The sequence below is a fragment of the Fischerella sp. PCC 9605 genome, from assembly GCF_000517105.1.
Taxonomy (GTDB): Bacteria; Cyanobacteriota; Cyanobacteriia; order Cyanobacteriales; family Nostocaceae; genus PCC9605.
In genome coordinates this window covers 1865300-1879115 of the sequence record NZ_KI912148.1, presented here as the reverse complement: position 1 = coordinate 1879115, position 13816 = coordinate 1865300, and the positions used below count along the sequence as shown (strand labels likewise).

General features: G+C 41.9%; 10 protein-coding genes and 1 riboswitch. Of the genes, 6 read left to right on the top strand and 4 right to left on the bottom strand.

Annotated elements, in window-relative coordinates; translation table 11 throughout:
* Positions 1 to 116 precede the first annotated feature (116 nt).
* Positions 117 to 2363, top strand: a complete 2247-nt coding sequence (locus FIS9605_RS0110670) for a DEAD/DEAH box helicase (protein ID WP_026732583.1) — start codon at positions 117 to 119, stop codon at positions 2361 to 2363.
* A 221-nt stretch (positions 2364 to 2584) separates the two neighbouring features.
* Here the strand turns inward: FIS9605_RS0110670 and FIS9605_RS0110665 are convergent, their stop codons facing one another.
* The gene (locus FIS9605_RS0110665) at positions 2585 to 3040 is read right to left on the bottom strand and encodes an orange carotenoid protein N-terminal domain-containing protein (RefSeq protein WP_026732582.1); all 456 of its coding nucleotides are present in this window, start codon (positions 3038 to 3040) and stop codon (positions 2585 to 2587) included.
* Positions 3041 to 3314: 274 nt separating this feature from the next.
* On the opposite strand from FIS9605_RS0110665, the gene FIS9605_RS0110660 reads away from it, so the two are divergent.
* Together FIS9605_RS0110660 and FIS9605_RS0110655 are read left to right on the top strand one after the other, a co-directional pair.
* Positions 3315 to 4880: a GMC family oxidoreductase gene (locus FIS9605_RS0110660; RefSeq protein ID WP_026732581.1), complete on the top strand. Its 1566-nt coding sequence runs from the start codon at positions 3315 to 3317 to the stop codon at positions 4878 to 4880.
* 88 nt (positions 4881 to 4968) lie between these two features.
* Positions 4969 to 5316 carry a hypothetical protein gene (locus FIS9605_RS0110655; protein WP_026732580.1) on the top strand — a complete coding sequence of 116 codons (348 nt, stop codon included), beginning with the start codon at positions 4969 to 4971 and terminating at the stop codon, positions 5314 to 5316.
* A gap of 178 nt (positions 5317 to 5494) precedes the next feature.
* On the opposite strand, the gene FIS9605_RS0110650 is transcribed toward FIS9605_RS0110655, so the two are convergent.
* The gene (locus FIS9605_RS0110650; protein WP_026732579.1) at positions 5495 to 7132 is read right to left on the bottom strand and encodes a cation:proton antiporter; all 1638 of its coding nucleotides are present in this window, start codon (positions 7130 to 7132) and stop codon (positions 5495 to 5497) included.
* 85 nt (positions 7133 to 7217) lie between these two features.
* Positions 7218 to 7297: riboswitch (Fluoride riboswitch) on the bottom strand.
* 100 nt (positions 7298 to 7397) lie between these two features.
* On the opposite strand from FIS9605_RS0110650, the gene FIS9605_RS0110645 reads away from it, so the two are divergent.
* Positions 7398 to 8651, top strand: a complete 1254-nt coding sequence (locus FIS9605_RS0110645; protein WP_026732578.1) for an energy transducer TonB — start codon at positions 7398 to 7400, stop codon at positions 8649 to 8651.
* A gap of 146 nt (positions 8652 to 8797) precedes the next feature.
* Here the strand turns inward: FIS9605_RS0110645 and FIS9605_RS0110640 are convergent, their stop codons facing one another.
* On the bottom strand, positions 8798 to 9409 hold the full coding sequence (locus FIS9605_RS0110640; RefSeq protein ID WP_026732577.1) for a hypothetical protein: 612 nt from the start codon (positions 9407 to 9409) through the stop codon (positions 8798 to 8800).
* A 357-nt stretch (positions 9410 to 9766) separates the two neighbouring features.
* Here FIS9605_RS0110640 and FIS9605_RS0110635 point away from each other — a divergent pair, with 357 nt between their 5' ends.
* Positions 9767 to 10450, top strand: coding sequence for a Crp/Fnr family transcriptional regulator (locus FIS9605_RS0110635; protein WP_026732576.1), 684 nt, complete (start codon positions 9767 to 9769; stop codon positions 10448 to 10450).
* A gap of 110 nt (positions 10451 to 10560) precedes the next feature.
* On the top strand, positions 10561 to 12345 hold the full coding sequence (locus tag FIS9605_RS0110630) for a M61 family metallopeptidase (RefSeq protein ID WP_026732575.1): 1785 nt from the start codon (positions 10561 to 10563) through the stop codon (positions 12343 to 12345).
* 114 nt (positions 12346 to 12459) lie between these two features.
* On the opposite strand, the gene FIS9605_RS0110625 is transcribed toward FIS9605_RS0110630, so the two are convergent.
* Positions 12460 to 13701: an FAD-dependent oxidoreductase gene (locus FIS9605_RS0110625; protein ID WP_026732574.1), complete on the bottom strand. Its 1242-nt coding sequence runs from the start codon at positions 13699 to 13701 to the stop codon at positions 12460 to 12462.
* Between the last annotated feature and the right edge of the window lie 115 nt (positions 13702 to 13816).

Below are 13816 nucleotides of genomic sequence, written 5' to 3'. Positions count from 1 at the left end.
AGGCGCACAGGATTACTGATGTTTGGTAGAGTAGAAGATTTTTTGCGCCGTAACGCACCGCCTTTACTGAAGATGGCGCTATTTTATATAGATGCACATATTCCATCCAAATTGGCATGAGCTATACATACCATAAAGCCGAAGCCTTACATACCTTTTCCAAACTCGCACCCTTTATTCAAGAATATATTTACGATCGCAACTGGACAGAATTACGACCAGTGCAGCTCGCAGCTTGTCAAGTTATCTTTGATACTGATGCTCACTTACTAGTTGCAGCTGGTACAGCTTCAGGGAAAACAGAAGCAGCGTTCCTACCAGTTTTGACTCTATTACACGAAAACCCATCAAGCACTATTGGCGCATTATATATTGGTCCTATTAAAGCATTAATTAACGATCAATTTGAACGTCTGAATGATTTGCTAAAAGAAGCGGATATTCCCGTTTGGCATTGGCACGGTGACGTTTCTCAAACTCATAAAAACAAACTACTGAAAAATCCCCAAGGCATTCTGCAAATTACACCTGAGTCCTTAGAAAGTTTGTTGATTAACAAAAATAATGACCTCTTGCGTTTGTTTGGTGATTTACGATTTGTAGTTATCGATGAAATTCACGCATTTATGGGTACGGAGAGGGGTTGCCAGATTCTTTGTCAATTAGCAAGAATAGGGTATGTGACGCAAAAACAACCCCGCAGAATCGGTTTGTCAGCCACTCTCGGTGATTATGCAATGGCTGAGGAGTGGTTGTGTTCTGGAACTGAAAAGTCAGTTATTACTCCGAAGATTGAGGTAGGAAAGCGACAAATTAGACTAGCGGTGGAGCATTTTTATCTTGGTAATGATGATCGATTTTTGGAAGGAAAGAACCACAAAGTACACGAAGGAAGAGAAGCTAGTGGTTATGATAAATATATTTTTAATCTTAGTAAGGCTCGTAAATGCCTGATTTTTGCTAACAGTAAATCGCAAACTGAATCTGCGATCGCATCTTTGCGAAAAATTGCAGCAGAGGAAGGAGAACCGGATATGTATCATGTACATCACGGTAGTATATCTGCTAGCTTGCGGCAAGTTGCCGAAGATGCAATGCGCGAACCTAATCAGCCAGCTGTGACGGCTGCAACTTTAACTTTAGAATTAGGTATAGATATTGGTTATCTGGAGCGAGTTATTCAGTTAGAGTCTCCGCTTTCTGTAGCGAGTTTTTTACAGCGTTTGGGACGTACAGGAAGGAGAGGCGAAGCTGCTGACATGCGCTTTGTTTGTGCTGAAGATGAACTATCACCAGAAGCAGTGTTACCAGAACAAATTCCTTGGCAACTTTTACAGTGTATTGCGATTATTCAACTTTATTTAGAAGAACGATGGATTGAACCGATAAGACCTATTAAATATCCGTTCAGTTTGCTGTATCACCAGACGATGAGCATTTTATTAGCAACAGGAGAAATTTCACCTGCTGCCCTTGCAAAAAAAGTTTTGAATTTACCATCTTTTGCTGCTATCTCCAAAGAGTATTTTAAATTATTATTGCGCTATTTAATTGATATTAATCATCTTCAATTAACCGAACAAGGTAAACTAATTTTGGGTTTGGCGGGTGAAAAGGTAGTAGGTAAGTTCAAGTTTTATGCTGTTTTTCCAGATAATGAGGAATTTGTTGTTAGACAAGGGACTGTAGAGATTGGTAGCATATTTATGCCGCCACCTGTGGGAAATCAATTTGCTTTGGCAGGTAAAACTTGGGAAGTTATAGAAGTTGATTTCAAGAAAAAGATTATTTTAGTTAAACAGGTTGAAGGCCAAGCAAGTGTTTTTTGGCGTGGTGGTAGTGGCACAATTCACACACGCATTTTACAAAAAATGCGGCAAATTTTATTTGAAGACATAGAATATCCTTATTTGCAAAATAATGCAATCAAACGTTTGCAGGCTGTACGCAAACTAACACGAAATTCTGGATTAGATAAAAAGAATATTTTGCCATTAGCTCAAGATAAATGTTGTATATTTCCTTGGATGGGTACGGTAGCTTACCGCACTTTGGAACGGTTACTCAATACTTTCTGCCGTGAATCTTTGGAAATTAAAAGTATTATTGGTGTTAATCCTTATTTTTTGACAATTAAATTGGGCAAAGATAAAGTTAAATATTTGTATCCAGAGATTATTTATTTATGTGAGCAAACAATTAAATCAGAAGATTTATTAAGTGATGCAGAAGCACCAGAAATGCAAAAATATGATAAGTTTATTCCTCATCCGCTTTTACGGAAAGCTTTTGCCAACGATTATTTAGATATGGCAGAACTGAGGCAGCAAGTGAAGCTTTGGTCTGATTCTACAAATTTATAATTTTAAGGAAGATGTTAATGCCGATTTAGGGGCGATCGCAGCTTGACAATCTACAGCCAACTGCTATACTACGGCATTCTGCGTCCGGAATGGGAGGCGCTGCAAGTACAATAGAGTTGTTGCAATAACCACCAAGACACCAAGACACGAAGAAATTTGTTCTTTGTGTCTTGGTGTCTTGGTGGTAAATTCCCGCTAAGAATTTATAGGCTAGCTGACTACTACTTAGCTCCCATTTCCATTACTACACTGCGTGTGAAATCAACACGCTGTTCAAATTCTAAGCCTTTGATTGTATCTACGAAACCTTTTGTTTCTGCGGGCAGTTCATAGTCAGAGGGCATTTGGATAATGATATTATTTTCCATACCCCGTGCTAGACGCAACCACACATCCAATTTGGCGCTAGAACTTAAAGCAGTGTAGGCACGGCTAATATCACTATTTGCACGGCTAGCAATATCGCGTTGCGCTTGTAGCTGCTGTTCTTTCGGCATTGCTTGGATTTGATCGTACAAAGCCGCAGCAGTATCTTGTGCAGAAGTTTGATTTGCTGGTATCAGTTTGTCTTTGATGTCTAGATAACCATACCATAGCAAGGCTAGCTGGGTATCGACATCAAATTTGCGAAACTGTTCTACTGCTTGTTTTGTTCTTTCGTCAGTAGTAAATGTCATAAGAAATCTCCAATTGCTTTACCAAGACTGCGTAATTAAAATTACTGAGGTCAATTTACTTAACCTCACTCACAAAATCTTATAAATCAAGCTTTGTAGATTAACCCCACCACAGGCATAAATGGATTTAGTAGCTTTTGACAGATGTAAATAATACATTTATGGCTAAAAAAAATAACTTGTATGCAAATCCTGAGCTTTTAAACTTTTGAATAATGGAAAATTTAGTTAAACTCACCCCTACCAACCATTAACCAAAAAGAAGTTATTTATGATTTACGATTATGTAATTATTGGTGCAGGCTCAGCTGGCTGTGTACTGGCTAATCGCTTAACAGAAGATCCAAAAACTACAGTATTATTGCTAGAGGCAGGAAACCCAGACCAAAAACAAAATATCCATATTCCTGCTGGTTTCTCTAAGTTATTTAAAACAGAATATGACTGGGCTTATTACACAGAAAAACAGCCCTACTTAAATAACCGTCGATTATACTGGCCTCGTGGCAAAGTTCTGGGTGGAAGTAGTTCAATTAACGCCATGATTTATATTCGCGGTAACTGGCGCGACTATGACCATTGGCATGATTTAGACAATCAAGGTTGGAGTGCAAAAGAGGTACTTCAGTACTTTATTAAGACCGAAAATCAGAACATACTAAAAAATGACTATCACGGAGTGGGTGGGCCTCTTAACGTCACTAATTTGCGCTGTATAAACCTGCTTTCCCGTGCCTTTGTAGAAGCTGGAATAGAAGCAGGTTTACCGTTCAATCAAGATTTTAACGGTGCAGAACAAGAAGGAGTAGGATTTTATCAAGTAACTCAGAAAAACGGTAAACGCCACAGTGTAGCAACTGCTTATTTAAAGCCAGTATTGCCGCGACCAAATTTGACTGTTCAAACTAATGCACAAGTAACGAAAATAAATTTTTCAGGCACGCAAGTTATTGGTATAACCTACTTTCATCAAGATTCATTTCATCAAATACAAGTTGCTAAAGAAGTAATTTTAAGTGGTGGTACTATTAACTCTCCACAGTTGTTAATGCTATCGGGAATTGGAGATGCTGAGCAACTAAAATCTCTAGGAATTCCTGTTGTAGTTGACTTACCTGGTGTTGGCAAAAATTTACAAGATCATCTTACGTTACCGATTGCTTATAAATGTACTAAACCTGTATCTTTAGCAAATGCAGAGACATTTGACAATGTTTTGAAATACTTACTTTTTAAAAATGGCCCTCTCACAACAAATGTGGCAGAAGCGGGTGGTTTTGTCAAAACTAGACCTGACTTAAAAATACACGACCTGCAATTTCATTTTGCTCCCGTTTATTTTTTAAATCACGGCTTCACACGTCCTGATGGACATGGCTTTACTTTTGCTCCAACTCTTTTATACCCTCAAAGTAAAGGTAGCATTACTTTACGCTCTAATAATCCCTTAGAAGCACCTGTTATTCAGCCAAATTATCTAGAAAAAGAAGCTGATTTAGAAGTTTTAGTTGCAGGTGTAAAACTTTCTCGTAGATTAGTACAAATGAAAGCTTTTGATGCCTTTCGGGGTGAAGAATTTGTTCCTGGTTTGCAAGTACAAGATAATGAGGAAATTCGCGCTTATATTCGCAACACTGTGGAAACTTTATATCATCCAGTTGGCACTTGTAAGATGGGTAACGATGAAATGTCGGTAGTCAACTCTCAACTTCAAGTACATGGAGTACAAGGACTGCGAGTAGTAGATGCATCAATTATGCCAACTATTGTGGGTGGTAACACTAATGCTCCTACAATTATGATTGCTGAAAAAGCCGCCGATCTAATTAAGAACTGTTGAGTGTTTTAAATTTCATCCTCTAGCCGACACCCTAGTGTAAATGCTTAAATACCCATAGTTAGAACTGACGCGGTGACACGGACATGATATGAATTATGAAACTGCTCGTAAATTCCTGATAGACCAAACAATCACAACAGAAGAAAACCCAGACGCGCTACTAAGGCGTTTGCAGCAGGGAAAACCCCCAGTTCCCGGCCAGATTACTTCAACATTGCTGGCGTTGAAAGTGGTGTTTGAAGGACTCAAAGAAGCTACTACGATTGAGCGAGAACTAGCTTACGCCTTATATCAGCTCACCATTCAAACTCAAATGCTGTTCGCAGCGGGACGTAAAGCAGGGATTGAATGGCCCCCCCTGCTGAAAGAAGACTTGCTGAGAATTGCGATCGCCACCGAAGGAATTTTTTCTGGTAACTGGCAAAATTTACACTAACGATTATGCGAATCACAGGATTTTGTTGCATGAGAAAAAGTTCAGTTCAAGTAATTTACTTAGTATAGGATTGCACAAATTCGTAACGAATTAAATTTAGAAAGACTCCGCGCCCCTCTGCGCCTACCTCTGCGCCCCTCTGCGTTAAAAAAAGCTACGATTTTACGCAAAGCTGTACTTAGTGGGGTTGAACAGGCAAACGCTCATCTTCGACTAAAATGACAGGAATTAGGCTGGATTCTAGTACTGCTTGGGAAACAGAACCTATCAAAACCCGATTCCAAGGCTGGTGTCCTCGTTTACCCATGACAATTTCAGCAACTTGATAATCCTGAGCGAAGCGAACAATTTCCTCCGGTACTGAGCCTGTGGTAGTTATGAACTTATGGCGAATGTCTGCAAGCAGCCGCTGCGCTTTTGAGTGTAGACGATCAACTGCTTGCGGATCTGGAACACGAATAACGTGCAAAACAATGACCTCGCTATCACTGCGGCGAGCAAGTTCAGCCGCTTTAGTTAACACCTGAATAGCAAGACCAGAGGTGTCAACAGCAGCTAATAATACAATGCGACGAGCGATCGCTACCTTGGTTGGATCAACTTCGCCTCGTTCTAGTAGTTTTGGTGCAAAGGTAGGAATTGCCCAAGCTCCTAAAGGTGCAGTGACTAAGATAGATAATGCAGCGATCGCCAGAATTGTCTCTCCACCCTGAATTCCCTGTGCTAAAGGAATCGCCCCAATTGCTGCTTGCACGGTAGCTTTAGCGGAATTCCCCGGTAGTAAAAATAGCCGCTCCCGCCAGTTCCAGTTACTCCCTAATGTAGACAAGTACCATCCTAAAGCACGTCCAATCAACGTACCTATTGCCAGAATTACCAACCCTGGTAGCAAAGTCATCTCCAATACTTGTAGCTGAATACTTGCCCCTAGCAACACAAACAAAACTATTTCTGCGACAATCCACAGGCTATCAAAACCAAGGCGCAATCGCCGTGCTAAAGGAGTATCCAACTCTATCAGAAAAAATCCCATTGCCATCACTGCCAGATAACCAGAAAACAAGGGTAATTTCTCTGCTAGCACTACTAGCAACAACGCAAAACTTGCCGCAACTAGAGTGTCCTGCACCGCATTTTGCGTCCAGTTCTGTTTTGCTAGCAGCAAAACTAAAACTCGTGCCGTCAGCCACCCCAGCACGACTCCCAAAAAAATCTGGCATATAATCTGAAAGGGAAGAAGTTGAACAGCGCTTAGAGTTAAGCCAAAAGGTAATGTTACTTCCGCTGCTCCCTTGGCCAAAAAGCTCAACAATAGGCTAAACACCAGTAGTAGTAACACATCTGATAGTGCGCTTCCGGTTAGGATCGCATCGGGAATCCCTTTAGCAATCCCCCAACCCAAGCTTTTCAGTCGCAGCATTCCCGGAACAATCACAGCGGGTGACTCTGCGCCAATAATGCAACCTAGCAACAGCCCTGTTGGCAAGTCGAACTTTAAAATCCACATCGCAGCCAGAGCGATCGCTACAGCTTCACACGTAGCAGGCAGAAATCCCAATCGTAGTGCTACTGTTCCCTGCTGTACCAGTTTTTCTCGATCTAACCCTAAGCCTGCCTTCATCAAAATTACCATGACAGCGATCGTTCGCAAAGCATCAGAAACTGCAAGCACATCAGGGCTGATCGCGTTAGCAACTTGCGAACCCAGTAGAATTCCAGCCAAAACCATGCCTACAAGTGCAGGGGCTTTCAGCCGTCGGGCGATTTGTCCGCTGAAAAAGCCTACAAGTAAGATCCAAAGAATGCTTTCTAACATCACGCACTCTGAAAACAGTTAATGAACATGCGTGACTTGCTAACAGAAGTTTAAAGTACATAGCCCTACCCTTCCCTAGCAAGTCGGAAAAGTAGGAGCCATCAGCCTTTTTATTTTTGCAAACAACAGAAGGCGGTTACGGCGAGCTCCATCGCCTTTCATTAATTTACACTCAAGCTGTCTGATTGGAAAGTAATCCAATGCATGCTGACAACCTAAACTTTTAAATAGACAGTTGAGGCTGCTATCAAGAAAGCACAATAACATGGCTAAGTCTCATAAATTCGAGTGTAATAGGAGCGATCGCCCAAGAGATCTGCTCGTTTATCTGGCTAGTTCTATCCTTCTGCACTTTATTTTATTTATAGGGAGCAATTATTGGCTTCAAGCTTTTGTGGCTAAGCAAAAGCAACAGCTTTCCCAAGAAATTCCCATCGAGTATGTTGAAGTTCTTCCTCATGAAACACAGAAACCTCCGAAAACCTCCCGACGGGCTGTCAAAGATTCTGTTGCAGGAGGGAAAGCAAATCTTGAAAGACCTGTTTCTGTTGCTAAGTCGGCGTCACCATTTGCGCCCAAACCTTCCACATCAGCATTAGAAATAACACAGCCAAAAAGAGAAGCACCAAATCTGTTTCCTCAAAAACCCCAACCCAAACCTCTGCAAATAGCACCCACATCTACCACGCCACCAGCATCCAAACCCCAGAAAATTGTAGTAGCGCCCCAGACTAGACCACCCCAACCTAAACCTCTGCAAATAGCACCCACATCTACCACGCCACCAGCATCCAAACCCCAGAAAATTGTAGTAGCGCCCCAGACTAGAACACCTCAACCCAAACCTCTGCAAACAGCACCCACACCTACCACGCCACCAGCAACCAAACCTCAGAAAATTGTAGTAGCGCCCCAAACTAGACCACTCCAACCCAAACCTTTACAAACAGCGCCCACACCTACCACACCACCAGCATCCAAACCTCAGAAAATTGTAGTAGCGCCCCAGACTAGAACACCTCAACCTAAACCTTTACAAACAGCGCCCACACCTACCACACCACCAGCAACCAAAAAAACGGGTGCAGCAAGCAGGTTGGGCGGTCCACTCAGTGTATCTAGTGATAATTTTCGAGGAGATGATCTGGCAGCCCTACCTAATTCCAACCGTTCTAACCAAGCTTCTGAGGGCATTGATGCCCGTCAAGATATAGACATCAGTTCTTACTTAGACCAACTGCGGCAACTAGTGAAACAGCAGTGGATACCCGGATTCAGCCATTCTTCCCGCCGGACGGTTCTTCACTTCACTGTTAACCGCTCAGGTCAAGTAAGCAGTCTCCAAATTGCACAAAGCTCTGGATTTAGCGTGACTGATGAAGCAGCACTTAATGCCATACAGCGATCGGCACCTTTTGCACCTTTGCCCGCAGGATATAAAAGCGACTACATCCATATTCAATTTACGTTTGATATCAATGTCTATGGGGAGCTAAATTTATCGAGGGACGGTAGTTAATAAAGGGCAAAGCCAAGTCATCAGTCAAAACTAAAAACAGGGAATCAACAGTTATTTTGTCTTTTAACTTTTTTGCCCTTTATCCAACTTCTGTAAAAAGTCAAAGTTTAGTCTGCACCCACCAACAAACAACAAACAACGAACTACTAACGATTTCGCAATTGTGCTTCTAGCTTGTCTAGGTCAGACTTAAGTAAAACTGTCATTTGACCAGTAAAAGCTTTACCATCCCTGGGTTGGGCAATTTCTAGCCAATAGGCATAGCGAGAACCTAAGCGCAACTCTCCTCGCAAGGCTTCCCGGATAGGAGTTTTGGCAAAACGAGCCGAGTTAATTGCACTCTGGTTGGGATACTCATACACTACCTGAGCGCGTTTAAAGTCTTGATAGATATCTAAGCCATAAATTACTCGTAGAGATTCCTGCAAGCGCTCAAAATTCATGCCATTAATCGCATCATACATGCTGAGGTTCTCGCTGCGAATGCGACTGCGGTCTTTGATGTATCCGACTTTGCCAGGAGGAAATACTGATGCTTGAAAAGTAAAGCGCTGGGCTGCTGTGTCACTTTTTTGCACAAAAAATCGCTCATTACCCTTAGGACGTAATGTTGGATGTGCTTGAATCCAAGCACCTACCTCCTCTGTAGCTTGTCCCGGTAAAGCGTTGGCTTTGGGAGCAAAAAACGTTCCCCCGCACATCCAAGGAACGAAAGAAAACGGCAGAGTTAAAAAGTTCAGTAGGGGTTGTTTTAACATTTTTTCTTCAAGACTGAGGTTATAATTCTCCCCAATGGAAGGGGTAATCATAGTTTTCCCTGTTTCATCAGGAAAATTTACCTCACGCTTAAGTACAGAATTTCATCAAGTGGCAAGCGATCGCTCTTTGAGATCGCCTTTATTTGTCAGCAGTGCCCCTTTTTCCCTTTTCGGTAAAACCGCTGATTTCGATGCAGCCATTTTTATGTTGTAATAAAACTCTAGACTTAGAAGCCTAATAGGTGCAGTTAAAATTATGTAATTTATATAACTACTACTTAAGTACTATTACATTTATACATCTTATACTAACCAACAATTATTGCTATTTCCTAATCATCCCTTAGTAAAAATTTCATGCATACAGAGGTTTTTAGTGAACTTTTCCCCTTGATGAGTACAGCCAATCCACAAACTTTGGAGTGGCTACTCTCTGTTGCTGTTGAACACGAATACCCAGCTGGGCGAGCTGTTTTAATGGAAGATGCCTGGGGTAATGCGGTTTACTTCGTAGTTTCTGGTTGGGTAAAAGTCCGGCGCACTGTAGGCGAAGATTCTGTTGCCTTGGCAATTTTGGGTCGGGGTGATTTTTTTGGAGAAATGGCAATTTTGGATGAATCTCCCCGTTCAACTGATGTGATTGCTCTTTCACCTGTAAAATTACTGAGCATCTCTAGAGAAAGATTTATCCATATACTGTTTAAAGACCCGCAGTTACATCACCGGATGTTGCAACTAATGGTACGGCGACTGCGACATGTGAACGTACGCTTGCAAATGCGCTCTTCACCTCCGGCGGTTAAACTTGCCCACACGCTTGTCAGTTTGGGTGAAAGCTACGGTCAGGAAACACAACAGGGAAGAGAAATGTTTAACATTCCCTTCAAAGATTTGGCAGATGTGACAGAAATTGGTGTTGAAGAAACCACCAAAATCATCGAAAAGTTGGATGAAAAAGGTTGGATTAAAATTGATACAGTCAATCAGGTACTTTATCTCGTTAACTTTCGACAATTGATGAATTTGGCTGGCAAAGTTTAATACTTTAGGGTCTTTTCAGTTGTTTACCCGTACAAGAGTTATGAGTGAGGAGTTATGAGTTAAATTAATCTTTTAACTCATAACTCCGGAATGTTTACTTTTAAGTACAGATGAATGAAGCAATAGCACCTCGTACTGATACCCGCCTTCAGAAAAAATTACCGACAATTAATTACCAGGTGGCGATGCCCCAACCAGAAACCCACCTATTTGAGGTAACTTTACACCTAGTGGGCTATCCGTTTTCAATTCTCGATTTAAAATTACCAGTTTGGACTCCTGGTTCATACATGGTGCGGGAATACGCCAAGCATCTACAGGATTTTGCTGCTTTTGCCAATAATATACCTTTAAAATGGCGTAAAATCAGTAAAAATCACTGGCAGGTAGAGACGGGTGGTGTTTCAGAAGTCACTGTAAGTTACCGTATTTTTGCCAATGAACTCACCGTGCGGACAAATCACTTAGATGCGACGCATGGGTATTTTAACGGTGCAGCACTGTTTTTGAGGCTACCTGGATTTGATCGGCAACCAATTTGCGTTACCATTGTGCCACCATACCCACAATGGCAGATAACCACAGCGCTACCAGCTGTTCCTGGAAAAATCAATACTTTCTGTGCCTGCGATTTTGACACCCTTGTAGACAGTCCGTTTGAGATTGGTCGTCACCAGCCATATCACTTTGAGGTATTGGGAAAACCCCATGAATTGGCTATCTGGGGACGTGGCAATTTCAAAGCGCGGGAGATGATTGCTGATATCAAAAAAATTATTGAGGCAGAAGCAAAGATATTTGGCGGTTTGCCTTATGAAAGATATGTGTTTCTGGTGCATTTATTTGCCCAAGCTTATGGCGGCTTAGAGCATAAAAACAGTTGCTCGTTGATTTATCAGCGTTTTGGATTTCGCGATCGCGATAAGTACGATCGCTTTATGCAATTAGTAGCCCACGAGTTTTTCCACTTGTGGAATGTCAAGCGCATTCGCCCCAAGGAACTGGAAGTTTTTGATTATGACAAAGAAAACTATACTTCCTGTCTATGGTTTTGTGAGGGGACAACAAGTTACTACGACATACTCATTCCTTTACGGGCAGGCATTTACGATGTAAATTCATTCTTGAATAATTGGGGTAAAGAAATTACTAGGTTTTTAACTACACCAGGTCGTAAGGTGCAACCTCTTTCAGAATCCAGTTTTGATGCTTGGATAAAACTTTACCGTCCGGATGCTAATAGCGGCAATTCCCAAATTTCTTATTATTTGAAAGGGGAAATGGTATCGTTATTGCTAGATTTACTGATTCGTTCTCGTCATCACAACAAGCGATCGCTTGATGATGTCATGCTCAAATTGTGGCAAAAATTTGGTAAAGACGAAATTGGCTATACTGCACAACAATTGCAAGAGGTCATAGAGTCTGTGGCGGGAATCGATTTATCTGATTTCTTTGCACGATACATAGATGGTACTGAAGAATTACCTTTTAATCAGTATCTTGAACCTTTTGGCTTGCAATTGGTGGCAGAGACAGAACCAGGTGCTTACCTAGGTGTGAGGGTAAGTAGTGAAAATGGACGAGAGATCGTTAAGTTTGTCGAGGCGGGTTCTCCTGCACAATTCGCCGGCATCGATCCTGGTGATGAGTTGCTGGCAATTGATGGTATCAAGGTAACGGCGAATCAATTAAGCGATCGCCTCAAAGACTACAAACCAAAGGATACTATCGAGGTTGCGGTTTTCCACTATGATGAACTCCGTATCTATCCTGTAACTCTGACTTCTTCACCAGCAAGCAAGTATCGGGTGCAACCTGTAGTTAATCCTTCTAACACACAAAAACAGAACTTTGGCGGGTGGTTAGATGTATCACTCGCAAGTCTGCGGTAAACTTTTAGTGTTATGGGGTGGGTAATACTCACCCCTAATTTTTTTGGCTTTTTTCAAATGCGATCGCTATTTATACCATTTTGGATTTTAGATAATCGTTATTAAGCCGATAATTCAAGCACTTCTCTGGTGTGAAAACGCGATACTCGGCTTCACAATTGCTCTTGCAATCTTCTCACTGGCCATTCTCGCCCCTGATAAATTCCGCGCCGTTGGCCCTACTTGTAAAGCTGCTAACCCACCCATCAGGAATAATTCACAACCTGGAACGCGCAAATATTCATCCAAAACTGGCAGACCATTAACTATTTTGATTGGATAAGCTTCTAAAACTTCTTGTAATAACACCTCTGATGTAGCATCAAATTTAGTGCCAGTGGAAAGCCAAATCCGACTATACTCATGCTGACTACCATCACTACATCTCACTTGCCATTTCTTACCCAACCACTCAGCTTTCAAAACTTGACAGTTTTCATCAATTTTGAGATTACCATTACGCACTTCTCGCCGCAGTTGCATTCCCATTGCTGGTGTCATGGAACCGCCGTTACGTGCTTCCACAAGCATATCAAAGCGCTTTTGATAATCTTGTTCTGCAAAAAATCCCTTCAAATACTTTGGCCCTAACCAACCGGGTTCAGCGTCAAATAATTTTTCTTGTAGCTGTCGCCGTATCATCAGGTGGACTTTTGCACCACGAGAAATAGTACCCACTGCCAAATGTCCACTCGTTAACCCACCACCCACAATTAATACTCTTTCACCCATTAAGCGCAATTGCCGTAAATCTACTGTCTGCGAGTGACAAAGCCTATCTTGAGGATAACCTGACTTTATCTGAATTACCCAGTCGGGTAGTTGTAGTTTACTGCTACCTGTTGCCAGTACTACCCGCCGCGCAATTATCGATTGTCCCGAATGCAACCACAGGCGTAAGCGCGGACGGATCGGTGATGGTAAGGGTTCAATACGTGTCACAGCAAGGGGAATCACTTGCTGCTGTAACGAAAAGCGGCGAATTACATCCTCACAAAAATCCTCAAATAAATGAGTTCCTGGCAAATCATAGGGGGGAAATAATTCACTCTTGCGAGATTCAGCGAATTTCCGTAATGCAAAAGGATTGGGATCGGGATGATGGACAGCAGGAGAACGCAAATGGGGAATTTCTAAAGCAGCAAATTGGTGCTGCCATTGACTCATCCACCTGTCACCCTTGTCAAATACCACAATTTTACCCCGCATATTTTGCCGTTTTTGCAGCAGGTGAGTTACCAATGTCAAGGCATGAGGGCCTGCACCAATAATTGCTAGGTCAGTTTTAGTAGGTAAGGATGGTGGAGTGGAGAGCATGTTATTTGAGCTATGATGATAATCATTATCATCATAGCTTTGGCAACATTGCAAAACCAATTCCTAATTCTTTATCTACGAAATTATGTAGTGGATTGTTTATATGATGTTAATA